Origin of the sequence: Pseudomonas sp. AU11447, from assembly GCF_001672555.2 — a bacterium.
Classification (GTDB): domain Bacteria; phylum Pseudomonadota; class Gammaproteobacteria; order Pseudomonadales; family Pseudomonadaceae; genus Pseudomonas; species Pseudomonas nitroreducens.
The window spans coordinates 185,801-206,438 of the sequence record NZ_LZDG02000044.1 but is presented as its reverse complement, the minus strand read 5'-3'; the positions used below and the strand labels follow the sequence as shown (position 1 = coordinate 206,438).

The window sequence follows — 20,638 nt, the reverse complement described above, 5'->3', positions numbered from 1 at the left end:
CAGGGCTGACATTCGGTGCGGTGCAGGGAGGTGTCAGCACACCGCGATATGCGAATCCGCCCGCGGCTCGGTACCGCCACAGAGCACGCCGGTCTGCGGATCGCGGACGATGATCTGGCCGCGGCCGTAGTCGGTCAGGTCGCAGGCGATCTCCACCTCGTGGCCACGCCGCGCAAGGCCGAAGGCGAGGTCGCGGTTGGCGTGCTGCTCGATGCCGACCTTCATGCCACCCAGCCATTGCCAGCGTGGGGCGTCCAGCGCAGCCTGCGGGTTGAGGCCGAAGTCCACCAGGTTCATCACCATCTGCACGTGGCCCTGGGGCTGCATGTAGCCGCCCATCACGCCGAACGGGCCGACGGCCACGCCATCCTTGCTGAGGAAGCCGGGGATGATGGTGTGGAAGGTCTTCTTGCCCGGTGCCAGGGCGTTGGAGTGCGCCGGGTCGAGGCTGAATTCCGAGCCGCGGTTCTGCAGGCCGATACCACTGTCGGGCAGCACCACGCCGGAGCCGAAGCCGTGGTACGCGCTCTGGATGAACGAGACCATGTTGCCTTCTCCGTCGGCGGTGGCGATGTACACGGTGCCGCTGGAGAGCGGGTCGCCATGCCTGGGTTCGGCGGCGTGCTCGCCGATCTCGGCGCGGCGGCGCGCGGCATAGTCATCGGACAGCAGCGCGGCGGTGCTGACGCGCATGTGCTCGGCGTCAGTGATGTAGTGCAGGCCGTCGGCGTAGGCCTTCTTCATCGCTTCGAGCTGGCGGTGCCAGGTGAGCTGGCTGTCGCGCTGGTCGAAGTCGTAGCCCTGGAGGATGTTCAGGGTCATCAGGGCGATCAGGCCCTGGCCGGCCGGCGGGATTTCCCAGACGTCGTAGCCGCGGTAGTTGGTCTTGATCGGCTCGACCCACTTGGGCTTGTAGCCGGCCAGGTCAGCGGCGCTCAGCTCGCCGCCGGTGGCGGCGGAGTGCGCGGCCAGGCGCTGGGCGAGGGCGCCACGGTAGAAGCTTTCGCACTTCGTCTCGGCCAGCTCGGCGAGGGTTTTCGCCTGGGCCGGGTTACGGAACAGCTGGCCGGCGCGCGGCGCTTCGCCGTTGACGGTAAAGGTGTCGAACCAGGCTTCCAGGGCCGGCACGGCGGCGCGGCTTTCCTGGTATTCGCGGCGGGCGATTTCCCATTGATGGGCGACTACCGGGGACACCGGGAAGCCGTCGCGGGCGAGGGCAATGGCCGGTTGCAGCAGGTCGGCGAAGGGCAGCTTGCCGAAGCGTGCGGACAGCTCGGCCCAGGCCGAGGGAATGCCCGGCACGGTGACCGGCAGCCAGCCGTGAACGGGCATCTTGTCGTGCCCGGCGGCTTTCACCTTGTCGATGGAAATGGACGCCGGCGCGTGGCCGCTGGCGTCCAGGCCGTGCAACTGGTCCTTGACCCAGACCAGGGCGAAGGCGTCGCCGCCGATGGCGCAGCCGGTGGGTTCGACCACGGTCAGCGCGGCGGCGGTAGCGATGGCGGCGTCGATGGCGTTGCCGCCGGCACGCAGCATGGCGATGCCGGCCTCGGCAGCCAGGGGCTGCGAGGCGGCGACCATGCCGTTACGGGCGAACACGCTCTGGCGCTGGGAAGCGTAGGGGTACTCGTGGGCAGAGAAGCTCAGCATGGAAAACTCTCTTCGGTTCAGCGGTCAGTCTTGATACGGGTCCATTCGCGGGTGATCACGCGCTGGATTTTCGGCGGCAGGTCGGCGGAGACGTAGAGCTTCTCGATCACCGCGTCGCTGGGGTAGATGCCGGGGTTGTCGCGCACTTTTGCATCGAGCAGCGGCGTGGCGTCCGGGTTGGGGTTGGCGTAGCCGACGTAGTCGCTGACCGGAGCGATCACTTCCGGGCGCAGCAGGTAGTTCACCAACTCGTGGGCGCCCTTGGGGTTCTTCGAGTCGCGCGGGATGGCGAGCATGTCGAACCAGAGGTTGGCGCCTTCCTTGGGAATCACGTAGCGCACGTCGATCTTCTTGCCGGCTTCCTGGGCGCGGGTCTGCGCCTGCATGACATCGCCCGAGTAGCCGACGGCCACGCAGATGTCGCCGTTGGCGAGGTCGGTGGTGTACTTGGAGGAGTTGAAGTAGGTGATCGACGGACGCAGCTTCTGCAGCAGCGCCGAGGCCTTGGTGTAGTCCTCGGGATTCGTGCTGTTCGGGTCCAGGCCCAGGTAGTGCAGGGCCTGCGGGATGATCTTCACCGGTGCGTCGAGGAAGGCCACGCCGCAGCCGTGCAGCTTGGCGAGGTTCTCGGGCTTGAAGATCAGGTCCCAGGAATCCAGCGGCGCGCTGTCGCCGAGTGCGGCCTTGACCTTGTCGTAGTTGTAGCCGATGCCCACGGTGCCCCACATGTAGGGCACGGCGTACTGGTTGCCCGGGTCGGCGGCTTCCAGGCGCTTCATCAGGCGCGGGTCGAGGTGCTTCCAGTTGGGCAACTGGGCGCGATCGAGCTTCTGGTAGACGCCGGCGTTGATCTGCTTGGTGAGGAACTGGCTGGACGGCACCACCAGGTCGTACCCCGAGTGCCCGGAGAGCAGCTTGGCTTCGAGCATCTCGTTGGTATCGAAGACGTCGTACTGGACCTTGATGCCGGTGTCCTTCTCGAAGTTCTTCAGGGTGTCCGGGCCCATGTAGTCGGACCAGTTGTAGAAGCGCACCAGCTTGTCGTCGGCATGGGCTGCGGTGGCGCAGGCGAGAAGGGTGAACAGCAGAACTCCATTACGCATGAGCTTTCCTTTCTTCATTGGTCAGAGAACACGGCTGAGGAATTCCCGCGTACGCGGGTGGTGCGGATTGCCGAAGACCTGCGCGGGCGGGCCCTCTTCGATGAGTTCGCCCTGGTGCAGGACCACCACGCGGTCGGCCACTTCGCGGGCGAAGCCCATTTCGTGGGTGACGACCACCATGGTCATGCCTTCGTCGGCGAGCTCCTTCATCACCTGCAGCACTTCGCCGACGGTTTCCGGGTCGAGGGCGCTGGTGGGTTCGTCGAAGAGCATCGCCTGGGGCTTCATCGCCAGGGCGCGAGCGATGGCCACGCGCTGCTGCTGGCCGCCGGAAAGCTGGCCAGGGTAGTGCTCGGCCTTGTCCGATAGACGCACGCGGGCGAGCAGGCGGCGCGCCTGCTCCAGCGCTTCGCCCCTGGACACGCCGAGCACCTGGGTCGGCGCTTCGATGATGTTTTCCAGCACGGTCATGTGCGGGAACAGGTTGAAGCGCTGGAACACCATGCCGATGTCGCGGCGGCGCCGGGCGATGTTGCTTTCCGAGTCGCGTACCAGCTTGCCGTCGGGGCGCTCGCGGTAGCCCATCAGCTCGCCGTTGACACGGATGCTGCCGCCCTGGATGTCTTCCAGGTGGTTCATGCAGCGGATGAAGGTGGTCTTGCCCGAGCCGGAGGCACCGATCAGCACCACCACTTCGCCGCGGTGCACTTCCAGGGACACGCCCTTGAGGATTTCCAGCTCGCCGAAGGCCTTGTGCACGTCGCGGGCCTGGATCACCACGTCTTTCATGTCCGGGATCATCTCAACGCCCCCTCAGCAGTTTCATCGCCTGGCGACCGAACATGCGGTTCGGTGCGGCGGCCTGGCCGTCGGATTTGCCGAAGCGAACTTCCAGCCAGCGCTGGAAGAAGCCCCACAGGGTGGTCAGGGCGAGGAAGTAGATCGCCACGACCAGGTACAGCTCGAACACGCGGAAGGTCGCCGAGGTGACCATCTGGGTGCTCAGCAGCAGTTCCTGCACGCCGATCACGCTGACCAGCGTGGTGTTCTTCAGCATCACGTTGAACTCGTTGCCCAGCGGCGGAACGATCACCCGGAAGGCCTGGGGCAGCACGATGCGGCGCATCAGCTTGGGGAAGGTCATGCCGAGGGATTTGCCGGCTTCGTACTGGCCCTTGTCCACCGCGCCGATGCCGGCGCGGATGATCTCGGCCATGTACGCGCCTTCGTTGAGGCCCAGGGCGATGATCGCTGCCTGGATGTTGCCGGGCAGGATGAACAGCCCCAGGTCCAGGTCCTCGAAGCGGAAGAGGCCGCCGGCGGCCAGTGCGGTGTAGAGGAAGACGATCTGCACCAGCAGCGGCGTGCCGCGCATCAGCCACACGTAGAAGCGCACCGGGTATTGCAGTAGCGGGTTGGTCGACAGGCGCATCAGCGCCGCCAGCAGCCCGAGCACGCAGCCCAGGAGCATGGCGCTGACGGCAATCACGCAGGTCAGCCAGAGGCCGTAGAGGTAGATATCGCTCGGCCGCAGCAGGTACTGCCAGAACACGTCCCAACTGAAGTTCATGTCTCGTTACCTCAGTCCAGTTTGTCGCCTTCGATGTGCCACTTGGCCAGGAGCGCGGCGTAGCTGCCGTCGGCCTGCATATCCTTGATGATCTGGGTGACGGCTTCGCTGAGCTGCTTGTCTTCCTTGCGGATGCCCAGGCCGGTGAGGATGCGTGCGAAGGCCGGCACGCCGATCTCGAACAGGTCCGGGGCCATGCTCTGGTAGTAGCCGGCGGTTTCCACGGTGGTGCCGTAGGCGTCGGTCTGGCGGATGCGCAGGGACTGGAAGGCGTCGGTGTCGGTGTTGTAGACCACCACCTTCATCGGCGGCTTGCCGGCCTTGGCCAGCTTCTCGTTGTGGGCGTCGAGCAGGGTGCGGATGGTCGAGCCATTGAGCACGGCGACCTTCTTGCCGGAGAGGTCGTCAAGGCTGCGGATGCCTTCGGGGTTGCCCTTGCCGACGACCACGGCCTGGCTGGAGTACATGTAGTTGACCATGTCGATCACTTCGCGCCGCTCGGGCTTGTCGAACAGCTGGTCCACCAGCATGTCGCACTGGCCGGCGAGCAGCGCCGGGATCAGCCCGGAAAAGGGCGTGATGCGCCAGTCGATCTTCTTGTCGCCCAGGCGCTTGGCGATGGCTTCGCCGAGGTCGATGGTGACCCCGGTGAGCTTCTGGTTGGCGTCATAGAAGCCCATGGGCGGGGAGTCCATGCCGCCGCAGAAAGTGACCTTGCTGGCGTTCTGCAAGCGGTCGGGAATCTTCACTTCGGCGTGCGCCAGCGGGGCGGCCAGGCAAAGGGCGAGAAGGCACTGCGGGATCCTGCGTTCGAACATGTTGCTCTCCGGGGTGGGGTTGCCAGGGGCAGTTCAGGGACACAGAAGTACGGGTCTAGGCGCCCGTTGCTTCAAAGGACTTGCGCTTGCTCAGGAGGATTGCGCCTCGAGGAATTTGGCCAGGGAGGGGATGGTTCCCTCGATGTGATCGCAGATCACCCGCTCGGCTTCGCGGGCATCGCCCGAGCGCAGGGCGTCGAGGATCACCGCGTGCTCTTCGCGAGCGCTCATGGGCTTGTCGACGTGCTGCAGCCACAGGCGCATGTGCGGCTCGATCACCGAATACAGGGCGGTGATCTGGCGTAGCAGGCGAGGGCGCCCGGCGAGGCTGCAGAGGTATTCATGGAAGGCGCGGTGACGGCTGACCCACTGCGCGCTGTCGTCGCGGTAGTCGTCCATCTCATCGAGCATGCGCTCCAGGCGAGAGATGTCGCGGTCGCTCAGTTGCGGCACGGCAATGCGGATGGCCAAGCCTTCCAGGGCGCTGCGCATTTCGAAGACTTCACGCATCTCCTCGATGTTCAGGCCGCTGACGATGGCGCCGCGATTGGGCCGCAGGGTGACCAGGCCTTCGGCGTCCAGGCGCTTGAAGGCTCCGCGCACGGGCATGCGGCTCATGCCGATCTCACCGGCGATGTCCTCGGCCACCAGCCGGTCGCCAGTCTTGTAATGGCCGGTGCAGATGGCTTGGAGGAGGTAGTCGTAGGCCTCGTCTTCGGCACTCATCGGTGGGCGGGCAGTGGGCACCAGGCGCATGGGGATGTTTCCTTGTGGATTTTTGGATCCAATTATCCATGCATGCAAATAAGCAGATGCCGTGCCAATGATGGCGAAGTGATTGGAAGTCGGCGGGGTAGAGCGGCGGGCGCCGGAAAGTGGCGTAGGAGCCATGGAGGGGGAAGGGGCGAAACAGTAACGGATGGGGCTGTTGGTGCGCGCTCGCGGTGCGCTTCGGTAACGTTGTGGTGCAGCAAGAGCATTGAGTTTTGTAGGAGCGAGCGCGCTTGCGAAGGGTTACCCGGCGAAACCGAGGCTGAGGGGGGAGCAAGCTCGCTCCTACAGTCCATGGCGCGCGCGCCGCGTGCAACCGAAGAACACACCTACATACAAACCGGCTGGTCGATAGTTGACCAAGACGCTTGGTGAATAGCTGCGGCTTTCTATAGAATGCACAAACGTTTCAGCAGACCATGCATCCCTCCCACAACAAAAGCCAAAGCCGAAGGCTTTGCGTGTCTCTCTGCGCAGGACGTCCCTCATTCCATCAAGCAGGCCCCAGAGCCGGCGGAGGAGGGAACTGAGTCCCGACTCATCCTCGTCATCTGTCGCCTTGCCCATCGCTCGCACGCTGTGCGCCGGGTCTGGCCTTCACGCTGAATGACGCCGGTGGGGAAGGCCAAGCCCTAACGACGAGAAACCTTTCGATGATCAAGAAAGTTAGCGGGGCGCTGCTGGGCCTCGCTCTGGCAGTGAATTGCGCGCCCGCCTTTGCGGATACCAAGAAAGTCGACGTGCTGCTGATCGGCGGCGGCATCATGAGCACCACCCTGGGCGTCTGGCTCAATGAGCTGGAACCGGGTTGGTCGATGGAAATGGTCGAGCGCCTCGACGGCGTCGCCCAGGAAAGCTCCAACGGCTGGAACAACGCCGGCACCGGCCATTCCGCCCTGGCCGAGCTGAACTACACGCCCGAGGACAAGGACGGCAACGTCACCATCGCCAAGGCCGTGGAGATCAACGAGTCCTTCCAGATCTCCCGTCAGTTCTGGGCCTGGCAGGTGCAGAACGGTGTGCTGAAGAACCCGCGCTCGTTCATCAACTCCACCCCGCACATGAGCTTCGTCTGGGGCGATGACAACATCGCCTTCCTCAAGAAGCGCTACGAAGCGCTGCAGGCCAGCCCGCTGTTCCGCGGCATGCAGTACTCCGAGGACCCGGCGCAGATCGCCAAGTGGGTGCCGCTGATGATGCAGGGCCGCGATCCTTCGCAGAAGATTGCCGCCACCTGGACGCCCATCGGCACCGATGTGAACTTCGGCGAGATCACCCGCCAGTTCGCCGGCTACCTGCAGACCAGGCCGAACTTCAGCCTGAAGCTCTCCAGCGAAGTCGAGAACATCACCCGTAACGACGATGGCACCTGGCGCGTCGAGTACAAGAACCTCAAGGACGGCAGCGTTACCGAGACCGACGCCAAGTTCGTCTTCATCGGTGCTGGTGGCGGCGCGCTGCGCCTGTTGCAGAAGTCCGGTATCGAGGAAGCCAAGGACTACGCCGGTTTCCCGGTGGGTGGTTCGTTCCTGGTCACCGAGAACCCGACCATCGCCCAGCAGCACCTGGCCAAGGCTTACGGCAAGGCGTCGGTTGGCGCACCGCCGATGTCCGTGCCGCACCTGGACACCCGCGTGCTCGACGGCAAGCGCGTGATCCTGTTCGGGCCGTTCGCCACCTTCTCCACCAAGTTCCTCAAGGAAGGCTCGTACCTCGACCTGCTGGGCAGCACCAACGTCCACAACGTCTGGCCGATGACCCGCGTGGGCATCGACGAGTACCCGCTGGTGGAGTACCTCGCCGGCCAGCTGATGCTCTCCGATGACGACCGCCTCGCCGCGCTGCGCGAATACTTCCCGGAAGCCAAGGCCGAGGACTGGCGCCTGTGGCAGGCCGGCCAGCGCGTGCAGATCATCAAGCGTGACGCGGACAAGGGCGGTGTGCTGAAGCTCGGCACCGAGATCGTCGCTTCCGCCGACGGCAGCATTGCCGGCCTGCTGGGCGCTTCGCCGGGTGCATCCACTGCGGCGCCGATCATGCTCAACGTGCTGGAGAAGGTGTTCAAGGACAAGCTCGCCACGCCCGAGTGGCAGGCCAAGGTCCACCAGATTGTCCCGAGCTACGGCAGCAAGCTCAACGACAGCCCGGAGAAGACCTACGCCGAGTGGAGCTACACCGCCAAGGTCCTGCAACTGGACCCGCCGCCGGCCATCGACCAGGCACCGGCCGTGCAGCCGACCGACGCTGCCCCGGCTACGGAAAAAGCCTCCAGCGACATGGCGCTTTAAGTTGCCACGCTGAATAAGCAAGGTCCGAAGACCGGACTTCAATCCCGGTCTTCGGAATCACTCTCCCTCTATTCATCCACTCTTGTATTGGCCGAACTAAAGTTCGGTGCCAATTGCCGAGATATAGTCTCGGCCTCCGCGCTATATCCCTGCCTTTCCCATGTCGCTTGGATTGTCCTTGCGAGAAAACAGACAACTTCGAAAGTGCCGGTGTGAGCCGATTGGATAACGACACCCGGTAATCCGCTGCTTTTGCCAAAGTTTCGCGCTCGCGTATTCAGCGGTGACGATCTGCCAGCCGTGCAGTCGGAAAGCGGACATTTACATTCGATTTTGCATGTCAGCCTGTCTATTCCGCCGCTTCGCTCTGGAGCGGGCCTCGGCGGGCCGGCTGGGCTGGAAATGGGCATGACCGTCCGGACAGGATTGCGTTATTAATTTTTCCGACGAACGGTATTTTTGTAAGTTATGGATTACATCGGTGTAAGCCGTTGGCGATAGTCAGGCAAGCGACTGAATATTGTCATGGAGGGGCCGTAGTGGCGAAGTGTGGCCGATCATCCGCGATGAAAAGAGTGTGTTCCCGGACTGACGCTGCTTGCAGTGCATGTCAATTAATTGTCGAAAATTAATGGGATAACAGCCAGCGCTTATATCTTCCATTGGTGACTGATGTCTGAACTTTCCCGTGGGTGCTTAGGTTACTACCTTTCGATTAAACCTTTCGTCCAAGAGGCCGTGGGAGTGCCTCCAGCGCCTTGTACAGAAGCTGCTATTTCTTTCAGGCCATAAACAACAACAGTTCCGGTCAGAGGAAGACAGCATGGCGATCCAGGCGAAGGTCGTGGCATCTCAGGTGGAGGTAGCCACCGCCACGCAGCAGACGGTTCAAGGAAGCATCGTTCTTCAGCAGGCCAGCAATGTGGCCCTGGATGTCACCGCTGATGCGGTCGCCAGCTACCAGCAGGTCGGTGCAGACCTGGTGGTACACCTCAAGGATGGCGAAACCATCCGTATCGCCAACTTCTACGCCCCGGACCAGCCACCCAGCCAGCTCTACCTGGTCAACGATAAGGGCGACCTAGTGGTGACCGAGCTCGACCAGGTCGCTGCCGATGGCACCCTCACGGCCACTTATGCCTCCGAGCCGATCGACGCCGGGTTCGAGTCCCTTACCGGCGCCGAGGCCGCTGCCGCGGGCACCGCCGGTGCTGCCGGCGGTATCGCTGGCCTGGGCGTGACTGGAACCATTCTCGCCGCTGCCGCGGTGATCGCCGGCGGTGCAGCCATTGCCAGTAGCGGCGGTGGTGGCGGTGGCGGTGGCGGAGGTGGAAGCGGAAGCAACCCGCCCACGACGCCGGCACCGGCGACCGATGTCGCGGTCAGCCCCGACGGCAGCACGATCTCCGGCCGCGCTACGCCCGGCAGCACTGTCGAAGTGGACGTCAATGGTGACGGCCAGCCGGACTACAGCGCGCCGGTGGACGGCAATGGCAACTTCCAGGTACCGGTCAGCCCGCCGCTGAGCAATGGCGAGACTGTCACCGTCATCGTGCGCGGCCCCAATGGCGGCAGTGCCAGTTCCGGCACTACGGTCACCGCACCGGATACCACGCCGCCGGGTGCCGCAACAGGCGTGACGGTCTCCGAAGACGGCAGCAAGGTCAGCGGCAGTGCCGAGCCGGGCGCCACTGTGAAGGTCGACACCAATGGCGATGGCATCCCCGATGCCAGTGGGGTTGCCGGTTCCGATGGGACTTTCCAGATCACCTTGCCCACCCCGCTGACCAATGGCCAGAGCGTCACGGTGACGGTGACCGACCATGCCGGCAACACCGGCCCTGCCACCGTGGTCAGCGCACCGGACACCACGCCGCCGGCACCGGCCAGCGGCCTGGCCATCAGTACCGACGGCAGCCAGCTTACCGGCCATGCCGAGCCTGGCAGTTCCCTGACGATTGACCTGAACAACGATGGGGTACCGGACATCACGGTGCAGGTGGGGGCGGACGGTAGTTTCAGCCTCACGCTGAACCCGCCGCTGCTGGGCGGCCAGCCGGTCTCGGTAATCGTCCATGATGCGGCGGGCAATGCCAGCCCTCTGGCGCAAGTGATCGCGCCGAACCCGAGCAGCCTGCCGTCGCCGGTGATTGAAGCGAGCAACGGCCACGTCATCCAGGGCACGGCCACGGTCGGTACGACGGTGTACCTGACCAATGCACAGGGTGGAGTGATCGGGGTTGCGCTGGTCGGCGGTGACGGACATTGGAGCTTTACGCCAACCGCAGCGCTGCCCGACGGCACGGTGGTCAATGCCATCGCGCGCGGTCCGATGGGTACCAGCGGCATATCGAGCGTGACGGTGGACGCGCTGGCGCCGGCTGCGCCAACCATCGCCCCGAGCAATGGCAGCCTGCTGGAAGGTACCGCGGAGGCAGGCAGCACCGTGGTCCTGACCGGGCCCGGTGGAGTTCCGATCGGCACCGTGCAGGCCGACGGCAGCGGCCACTGGAGTTTTGCTCCGGGTTCGGCACTGCCCAATGGTACCGAGGTCACAGCCACGGCACGCGATGCCGCCGGCAACACCAGCCTGCCAGGGCATGTCACCGTCGACGCGCTGGCGCCTGCGGCGCCGCTGGTCAACCCGAGCGATGGCGGATTGTTTTCCGGCACCGCCGAGCCAGGCGCGACGATCCTGCTGTTGAATGGCAATGGCCAACAGATTGGCCAGACCCAGGCTGACGGCAGCGGTGCCTGGTCGTTCACCTTCTCCCCGCCGCTGGCCAACGGCAGCGAGGTGAAAGTCCTCGCCAAGGACGCTTCCGGCAATGTCGGCGCCCCGACCACGGTCGTGGTCGACGACGGCACGGTGCCCGCTCCGATTGTCGAGCCCAGCGACGGCCACGTGATCTTCGGCCATGCCGAGCCCGGGCTGCGGGTGGAGATCCGCGATGCCAACGGTACGCTGCTCGCTGCGGTCACCGCCGACGCGAACGGTAGCTGGAGCTATATCCCTGGCACGCAGTTCCCTGATGGCACGCAATTGCAGGTGACCGCGGTCGACACCACCAACAGCCACCAGAGCACCGTGGTCCTGGTGACCACGGACTCCGTGGCACCGGCCGCGCCGCACGTCGACGCGAGCAATGGCAGCGTAATTGCCGGGACCGCCGAGATTGGCGCGACGATTATCCTGCTCGATGGCAATGGCAACCCGATCGGCCAGACCACCGTCGATGCGAACGGACATTGGACTTTCAGCCCGCAAACACCGCTGGCCAATGGCACGCTGGTCAATGCCATTGCCCGGGACGCCGCCGGCAACTCCAGCTTGGCCGGTACGGTAACGGTGGACACGATTGCACCACCGCCGCCCGTCGTGGCGCCCAGCAATGGCCTGGTCCTGACCGGCACCGCCGAGGCGGGCGCCACCGTGCGGATTCTCGATGCCGGCGGCAACCTGATCGGCCAGACCAGCGCGGATGGCTCCGGCAACTGGTCGTTCACGCCGTCCACGCAGATCCCCAATGGTTCAGTGCTGAGCGTGGTCGCCGTCGATCCATCGGGTAACCCGAGCCTGGCCAGCAGCGTCACGGTGGACGGGCTGGCGCCTTCCGTTCCGGTCATCGCTCCGAGCAATGGCAGCGTGCTTTCCGGTACGGCCGAGGCGAACGCCAGGGTGATCCTCACCGATGGCAGCGGCAATCCGATCGGCCAGGTCACTGCTGACGGGACTGGCCACTGGAGCTTCACTCCGGGCGTCCCGCTGGCCAATGGCACTGTGGTCAATGCCGTGGCGCGCGACGCCGCCGGCAATACCAGTACGTCGGCACAGACCACGGTGGACGCTGTGGCGCCGCCAGCGCCGCAGGTGAATCCGAGCAACGGCCTGCAGCTCAGTGGTACCGCGGAGCCGGGCAGCACCGTGCTGATCAGCGATGGCAACGGTAACCTGCTGGGGCAGGTGACGGTGGGCGTGAATGGCGCCTGGTCATTCACCTTCGGCCAGCAACAGCCGGACGGTACGCTCCTGCAGGTCACGGCGCGCGACGCCGCGGGCAATACCAGCATCGCCGCCAGTACTACGGTGAATAGCGCGCTGGTCTCGCCGCCGCAGGTGGACGCCAGCAACGGCGTGGATTTCAGCGGCACCGCGGAGGCAGGCCAGCAGATCGTCATCCGCGATGGCAACGGCAACCTCATCGGCCAGACCTCCGCTGACGGCAATGGCCACTGGAGTTTCTCGGCCGGCTCGGCGTTGGCCAACGGTGCGGCCTACCAGGTGGTCGCGGTCGACCCTGGCAGTGGCCGCAGCAGCGTGCCGGTCAACGGCACGGTGGATTCGGTCGCCCCGGCCGCGCCGACCATCGATGGCAGCAACGGTACGTCCCTCAGCGGCAGCGCCGAAGCCGGTTCGACGGTGACGCTCACCGATGGCAGCGGCAACCTCATCGGCCAGGCCAGCGTCGATGGCACTGGTCACTGGAGCTTCACTCCGGCCAGCCCGCTGCCCAACGGCACGGTGGTCAACGCCGTGGCCAGCGACGCTGCCGGCAACACCAGCACGTCGGCCAGTACCACGGTGGACAATGTGGCACCGCCGACGCCAACGGTGGAGCCGAGCAATGGGGCGCTGGTCGAGGGTAGCGCCGAAGCCGGCGCGACCATCCTGGTGCGCAATGCCGGCGGCAATGTGATCGGCCAGGTGACGGCCGATGCTGGCGGGCACTGGTCGTTCGCCCCGCAGCCGGCGTTGACCAACGGTACGCAACTGACGGTGCAGGCCCGTGATGCCGCCGGCAATGAAAGCGGTACCGCCAGCGTGACGGTGGATACCCAGGCACCGGCCGCGCCGGTGGTCGAGCCCAGCAGCGGCAGTGAGCTGACGGGTACCGCCGAGGCCAATGCCGAGGTGGTGATCATTTCCGCCAACGGCCAGGTGATTGCCCAGGTGCCGGTCAGCCCTGGCGGCACCTGGAGCTACACACCGAGCAGCCCGCTGCCCGATGGGGTGACCCTCAGCGTGGTCGCAGTGGACGCCGCCGGCAACCGCAGCGGTACCACCACGGTCACGGTGGACAGCACGCCGCCGGCCGCGCCCGTGGTCAACCCCAGCAACGGCAGCAGCATCAGCGGCACCGCTGAGCCGGGCAGCACGGTGACCGTGACCGATGGCAGCAACAATCCGGTCGGGCAGACCACTGCCGACGGCCAGGGCAACTGGAGCATCACACCGACCACGCCGTTGCCCAACGGCAGCACAGTCACGGTGGTTGCCACCGACGCCGCCGGGAACCCGAGCAATGGCACCAGCACGGTGGTGGACTCCAGTGCGCCGAGCACACCCGTGGTCAATCCCAGCAACGGCACCAGCCTCAGCGGCACTGGCGAGGAGGGCAGCACGCTGGTCTTCACCGATGGCAACGGCAGCACCCTCGGCCAGACCACCGTGGGGGCGGGCGGCGCCTGGTCGTTCACGCCGCACCAGCCGTTGGCCGATGGCACGGTGGTGACGGTCGTTGCCAAGGATGCGGCAGGCAACCAGAGCGGTACGGTGCAGGTCACGGTCGACGCGGTTCCGCCGGCCAACCCGACACTCGACCCGAGTAACGGTGTGTCGCTCACCGGCACCGGCGAGATCGGCAGCACGGTGATCATCAGCGTCGCCGGCAGCGAAGTAGCGCGCGTCGTCGTGGGCAATGACGGCCACTGGAGCTACACCCCGGGCAGCCAACTGGCGAACAACACCAACGTCTCCGTGGTGGCTGTGGATGCCGCCGGCAACAGCAGCCAGACGGTCAGTGGCGTCATCGACAGTGTGGCGCCGCCGACCCCGACCATTCTCCCCAGCGAAGGCCTCACCTTCTCCGGCACCGCCGAAGCAGGCGCGACGGTGATCCTCACGGACGCCGGCGGTAATCCGATCGGCCAGGCCACCGCCGATGCCGATGGCCGATGGACCTTCAATGCCGGCACCCAGGTGCCCGACGGCACCGTGGTCAACGCGGTGGCGCGCGATGCCGCCGGCAACAGCAGCGGCGCCGCCAGCACCACCGTGGATGCCGATGCGCCCGCGGCGCCGCTGATCAACCCGAGCAATGGCACCATCGTCAGCGGTACGGCGGAGATCGGCAGCACCATTACCCTGGTCTACGCGAACAATGTGCTGATCGGCCAGGCGACCACCGACTCCGACGGCAAATGGACGTTCACCCTGAGCCCGGCGCTGCCCGATGGCACCGTCATCACCGTGGTTGCCCAGGACGCCGCCGGCAATACCAGCAACTCGGCCAGCATCGTCATCGACAGCATCGCTCCGTCTGCACCCACGGTGGTGCCGAGCAACGGCAGCAGCCTGAGCGGCACCGCGGAGGCGGGCAGCACTGTGATCGTCAGCCTGGGCGGCGTGGAACTGGGGCGTGTCCAGGCCGACATCAACGGTCATTGGACGCTTCCGCTCAGCCCGACCCTGGGCGACGGCACCCAGCCCAGCGTGGTGGCAGTGGACGCCGCGGGCAATGCCAGCGCGCCCACCACGGTCACCATCGATGCCGTTGCTCCAGGTGCGCCGACCATCAGCGACAGCAATGGCACTCTGCTGATCGGCACGGCGGAGGCGGGCAGCACGGTCATCCTCACCAACGGCAGTGGCACTGCCATCGGCCAGACCACCGCCGATAGCTCCGGCCACTGGAGCTTCACGCCTCCCGTGCCGCTGCCCAATGGTACGAGTGTGACTGCCGTGGCGCAGGACGCCGCGGGCAACACCGGTCCGAGTGCCAGTGTTGTGGTCGATACGACGTTGCCCAACCCGCCCGTCTTCGAGCCGAGCAACGGCGTGACGATCAGCGGTACCGCTGACGCCCTGGCGCTGGTGCGGATTCTCGACGCCGGTGGCAACGTGCTGATCGAGGTCAACGCGGATGGCTCCGGCCACTGGAGCTGGACGCCGAGCGCGCCTCTGGCCAATGGCGTGGAGGTACGCGCCGTGGTGGTGGACGGGACGCGCGTCAGCGGCGTCAGCAGCGTCATCATCGATGCGCTGGCTCCGGCTCAGCCGGTGGTTCAGCCCAGCAATGGAATCCTCCTCAGCGGGACCGCAGAGGCCGGTAGCGTCATTACCCTGCTCACTGGTGGCGGCCAACTGATCGGCTCGACCACCGCCGACGCAGCCGGGAAGTGGAGCTTCAGCCCCGGGTCCCCGCTGGCGGACGGTACCCAGGTCCAGGTGCTGGCGACGGATGCCGCAGGCAACACCAGCATCCCGGGGCTCACCACCATCGACGCTGTGGCGCCTGCTGCACCAGTCGTCGCTCCGAGCAATGGCAGCGTGGTGGCCGGTACCGCCGAGGCCAACGCCACGATCCTGCTGACCGATGGCAACGGCAACGTCATCGGCCAGACCACCGCCGATGGCAGCGGCAACTGGAGCTTCACCCCGATTGCGGCGCTGGCCAATGGCACCGTGGTGAATGCCGTGGCACGGGATGCCGCGGGCAACACCAGTGTGCTCGGCAGCACCACGATCGACAGTGTCGCGCCGGGCGTGCCCACCGTCGATCCGAGTAATGGCGTCGTACTCAGTGGCACCGCCGAGGCCAATGCCATCATTCTGATTACCGACGGCAACGGCAACCCCATCGGCCAGACCGTAGCCAATGGCAGCGGACAGTGGAGCTTCACGCCCGGCACACCGCTGGCCAATGGCGTGGTGGTGGATGTGGTGGCGCGCGATGCTGCCGGCAACACCAGTAGCATGGCCACGACCACCGTGGATGCGGTGGCGCCACCCACTCCCACCATCAATCTCAGCAATGGCACGTCGCTCAGCGGTACGGCCGAGGCCAATGCCACGGTGATACTCACCGACGGTGGCGGTAATCCCATTGGCCAGGTACACGCTGACGGCTCCGGCAACTGGAGCCTGGCAGTCAGCCCGGCGCTGGCCAACGGCACCCAGGTCAATGCTGTGGCCCGGGATGCCGCTGGCAACACAAGCGGGCCGGTCAGCACTACCGTCGACTCGGTGGCACCTGGCAATCCGACCATTGCTGCCAGCAATGGCACCGAGCTGCACGGCACCGCGGAAATCAACGCCACGGTGATCCTCACCGATGGCAATGGCAACCTCATCGGCCAGACCACTGCCAACGGCAGTGGCGTCTGGAGCTTCATGCCGGGCACTGCACTGGCCAACGGCACAGTGGTCAACGCGGTGGCGCGCGATGCGGTCGGCAACACCAGTGGCGCCGCCAGCACCACCATCGACAGCGTGGCGCCGGCTACCCCGACCATCGACCCGAGCAACGGCTCGCTGCTGTCCGGCACGGCCGAAGCCAATGCCACGGTGATCCTCACCGATGGCAACGGCAACCCGATTGGCCAGACCACCGCCAATGGCAGTGGCAACTGGAGCTTCACGCCCGGCGTTGCGCTGCCAGACGGCGCCGTGGTCAACGTCGTCGCGCGCGATGCCGCGGGCAATAGCAGCGGTGTAGCCACTACCACCGTGGATACCGTGCCGCCGCCGACACCGACCGTGGAGCCGAGCAACGGCACGCACCTGGCCGGTACCGCCGAAGCCGGCGCCAGGGTGATTCTCACCGATGGTGGCGGCAATCTCATCGGCCAGACCACTGCCGATGGCAGCGGTCACTGGAGCTTCACTCCCGGCACGGCGCTGGCCAACGGCACCGTGGTGAATGTGCAGGCGCGCGACGCCGCCGGCAACGGCAGCGGTATCGCCACTACCACGGTGGATTCGGTGGCGCCGCCGACGCCGACTATCGACCCGAGCAACGGCACGCAACTGGCCGGCACCGCCGAGAGCAGTGCGACGGTCATCCTCCACGATGGCAATGGCAACCTGATCGGCACGACGCAGGCAGACGGCAGCGGCCACTGGTCGTTCACCCCGAGCCCGGCGCTGGCCAACGGCACCACGGTGAATGCCGTGGCCCAGGATGCCGCCGGCAACACCAGCGGCGCGGCGTCCACCGTGGTCGACAGCCAGGCACCCAATCCGCCCGTCTGCGACCCGAGCAACGGTACCCTGCTGAGTGGCACCGGCGAGGTGGGGGCAACCATCCTGGTCAGTGTCGGCGGGGTGACGCTGGCGCAAGTGCAGGTGGATGGAAGCGGCCACTGGAACTACGCGCCACCTATCGGGCTGCAGAATGGCGTCCAGGTAAGCGTGGTGGCGCGCGATGCGGCGGGCAACCTCAGCAGCGCCGTGAGCGTCACGGTCGACGCCGTGGCACCGCCGCCGCCCGTCATCGCGGCGAGCGATGGCACGGTCTTCGCCGGCACCGCCGAGGCCAACGCCACCGTCGTGCTGAGCATCGGCGGCAGTGTGCTGGCCGAGGTGAAGGTCGATGCCAACGGCAACTGGCAATACGTCCCGGCCGTTCCGGTGGGCGACGGCGTGCTGGTGAGCGCCAGTGCGCGGGACGCCGCGGGTAATGTCGGGCTGCCAGGCGATGTCACGGTCGACGCCAGCCTTCCGGCCATCCCGGTCATCAGCCCGAGCAATGGCCTGTCCATCAGCGGTACCGCGGAGGCCAATGCGACGGTCCTGATCAGTGTCAACGGCGTCCAGGTCGCGCAGGTGTCGGTCAATGGCGCCGGCAACTGGAGCTATGTTCCCGGCCTGGCGCTGGCCGATGGTGCGGTGGTCACTGCGGTCGCTCGCGATGGCAGCGGCAACCTCAGCGCTGCTGCCGTGGCGGTGGTCGATGCACTGGCACCGGCGGTACCGGTGGTGACACCGAGCAACGGCAGTGCCCTGAGCGGTACCGCCGAGGCGGGTGCGACGGTGATTCTCAGCGTGGGCGGAGTTCCCATCGCCCAGGTCACTGCCGATGCCAGCGGCCACTGGAGCTATGCGCCGGGTACTGCGCTGGCCAATGGCGTACAGGTCAGCGTCGTGGCCCGCGATGCCGCCGGCAATACCAGCGGTGCCGTCAGCGTCACGGTGGACAGCGTCGCGCCCAACGCCCCGACCATCGCCGCCAGCAATGGCGTCACCTTCAGCGGTACCGCCGAAGCCAACTCGACGGTGATCATCACCGGCGCCAACGGCGCGCTGCTCGGCCAGGTCACCACCAATGCCAGCGGCATCTGGAGCTTCACGCCCGGTGTTCCGCTGGGCAACGGCGTGGTGGTCAGCGTGGTCGCCAAGGATGCCGCAGGCAATGTCAGCGTCGCCGCCAGCACCACGGTGGATGCCGTGGCGCCAACCGTGCCAGTGGTGACACCGAGCAACGGCACCGTATTCAGCGGCACCGCCGAGGCGGGTTCGACAGTGATCCTCAGCGTCGGTGGCGCAGTGATCGGCCAGGTCACCGCCAACGCCCAGGGCCAATGGAGCTTCGCTCCCGGCACGGCAGTGGCGAACAACGCCCAGGTGAGCATCGTGGCCAAGGACGCGGTGGGCAACACCAGTGTCGCCGCCAGCGTCACCGTGGACGCGGTGGCGCCGACGGCGCCCGTGGTGGCGCCGAGCAATGGCACGGTACTCAGCGGTACGGCGGAGATCGGTTCGACGGTGATTCTCAAGGTCGGCGGCGCGGTCATCGCGCAGGTCACCGCCGATGGCACCGGGCACTGGAGCTTCACGCCGGGTACGGCGCTGGCCAACAACACCCAGGTCAGCGTTACCGCCAAGGACGCCGCCGGCAACATCAGCGTGGCGACTACGGTCGGCATTGACAGCGTCGCCCCGGTGGCGCCCAGCGGCTTGAGCGTCACCGCCAATGGCACGGTGCTCACCGGCATCGCCGAAGCCAACAGCACGGTGAAGGTGATCATCAACGGCGACACGAACAATCCGATCACCGTACAGGCCAACGGCAGCGGCAACTTCACGGTCAACCTCAGCCCGGCGCTGACGGCCGGCCAGGTGCTGACGGTGAACGCGGTGGATGCCGCCGGCAACGTCGGTTCGGCGATCCAGATCCAGGCGCCGGACCTGACCCGGCCGGTGCTGGCCATTGCCGAAGCGGCCGACGGCTACATCAACAAGACCGAACTCTCCGATGGCATCCAGGTGCGGGTGGGCCTGACTGCCGGTGCGCAGGCCGGGCAGACCCTGACCCTGCGCTACAGCGGCGCGGGCGGTTTCACCTACACCCAGGCGCACGTGCTCACGGCGGCGGAAATCCTTGCCGGGGTGGCGCTGGTGACCGTATTGCCGGGCGCCGGCGTCGGGGTGTTCCCACAGGGCGCGGCGAGCATTACCGCCGACGTCAACGGCGGCCTGACGGCGACTCCGGCGGCATTTACCGTCGATACCCTGGCACCGACCGCACCGGTGCTGGCGCTGGCTGGCAACGTGCTGGGCATCAGCGGCGAGGCCAACAGCACCTTGCTGGTGGACGTCAATCTCGCCGGGCTGAGCTCGCATACGGAAATCTCGGCCGGCAGCAGCGGTGCCAATACGCTGGACCTGTTGACTGGTCTGACCGGTGCCAGCCTGACCTGGGACCAGTTACTCGACGCCAGCATCGCGGTGGCGGCGCGTGACGCCGCCGGCAACGTCGGCACCGCGGCGAGCCTCAACCTGGAGAGTGTGCTCACGCAGAACACCGTGACCATCGGCGGCCTCGGCCTCGCCGTGGGCTTGCTGCCGCCGACCCTGGGTATCAGCGGTGCGGCGATTGCCGGCGGCAGCCTGGCCGTGCAGGTGGTCACCCCGGCGGCAAACGTGACGCTGCATCCCACGGTCGACGCCACCGGGCACTTCACCATCAATCTGCTGGCACCGGACCTGCTGGCGCAGCTCGGCCTGTCGGTGACCCAGATACTCAACCTGGGCAGCCAGCTCAGCCTGCAGTTGATCGCCTATGACTCCGCCGGCCACCCGAGCGCGACCTATGGCCTGTCCCTCACCGGCTCCGGCCTGACCCTGGCCATCGGCGAGGTCAGCGTCACCGGTACGGCAGGCGCCGACGTGTTCGTCGGCCAGAGCGGCGCTGAGCACTTCTACGGCAATGCCGGTGCCGATCTGTTCCTGCATGTGGGCACCAACGATATCGTCCAGGCCGGCGACGGCAACGACACCATCCAGTTGCAGGCCACCAACTTCAAGACCATCGACGGCGGTACCGGCTTCGACACGGTGATGCTCGGCAACGGCATCAACCTGAACTACGGCGCGGTCGGGACTGGCACCTTCACCAACGTCGAGCGTTTCGACATGGTCAAGGGGGACGCGGGCAGCAGCCTGACGCTCACCGCCGCCCAGGTGAATGCGGTGACCGACGCCAACCACACCCTGCAGATCACCGGCGACGCCAACGACACGTTGACGGTCAGAGGCGCGGTGGACACCGGCGTCAACCAGGTCCATGGCGGTATCAGCTATGACGTCTACAGTTTTGGCACCAGCACCCTGCTGGTGGAGGAGAACACCGTCCACGTCGTTGTGTCTTGAACAAG

Annotated in this window: 8 protein-coding genes; 2 read left to right on the top strand and 6 right to left on the bottom strand. The window is 66.3% G+C overall.

From position 1 onward, the window contains the following. Positions 1 to 33 precede the first annotated feature (33 nt). From A6723_RS15845 to A6723_RS15820, 6 genes are all read right to left on the bottom strand, one after another. Positions 34 to 1,650, bottom strand: a complete 1,617-nt coding sequence (locus tag A6723_RS15845; protein ID WP_054909320.1) for a gamma-glutamyltransferase family protein — start codon at positions 1,648 to 1,650, stop codon at positions 34 to 36. Positions 1,651 to 1,667: 17 nt separating this feature from the next. Continuing rightward, positions 1,668 to 2,753, bottom strand: coding sequence for a polyamine ABC transporter substrate-binding protein (locus tag A6723_RS15840; protein WP_054909321.1), 1,086 nt, complete (start codon positions 2,751 to 2,753; stop codon positions 1,668 to 1,670). 21 nt (positions 2,754 to 2,774) lie between these two features. After that, entirely contained in the window at positions 2,775 to 3,554 is a 780-nt protein-coding gene (locus tag A6723_RS15835; RefSeq protein ID WP_038803185.1) for an amino acid ABC transporter ATP-binding protein, read from the bottom strand. A gap of 1 nt (position 3,555) precedes the next feature. Next, a complete protein-coding gene (locus A6723_RS15830) occupies positions 3,556 to 4,323 on the bottom strand; it encodes an amino acid ABC transporter permease (protein WP_054909322.1) in 768 nt (255 codons plus the stop codon). An 11-nt stretch (positions 4,324 to 4,334) separates the two neighbouring features. Further along, positions 4,335 to 5,141, bottom strand: coding sequence for an ABC transporter substrate-binding protein (locus A6723_RS15825; RefSeq protein ID WP_037009662.1), 807 nt, complete (start codon positions 5,139 to 5,141; stop codon positions 4,335 to 4,337). 90 nt (positions 5,142 to 5,231) lie between these two features. Beyond that, positions 5,232 to 5,897 carry a GntR family transcriptional regulator gene (locus A6723_RS15820; RefSeq protein WP_054909323.1) on the bottom strand — a complete coding sequence of 222 codons (666 nt, stop codon included), beginning with the start codon at positions 5,895 to 5,897 and terminating at the stop codon, positions 5,232 to 5,234. 668 nt (positions 5,898 to 6,565) lie between these two features. Here A6723_RS15820 and mqo point away from each other — a divergent pair. Both mqo and A6723_RS31795 read left to right on the top strand, forming a co-directional pair. Next, on the top strand, positions 6,566 to 8,200 hold the full coding sequence (gene mqo, locus A6723_RS15815) for a malate dehydrogenase (quinone) (RefSeq protein ID WP_054909324.1): 1,635 nt from the start codon (positions 6,566 to 6,568) through the stop codon (positions 8,198 to 8,200). An 823-nt stretch (positions 8,201 to 9,023) separates the two neighbouring features. Next, complete coding sequence (locus tag A6723_RS31795; protein WP_054909325.1) at positions 9,024 to 20,633, top strand: Ig-like domain-containing protein; 11,610 nt, start codon at positions 9,024 to 9,026, stop codon at positions 20,631 to 20,633. The last annotated feature ends 5 nt before the right edge of the window (positions 20,634 to 20,638 follow it).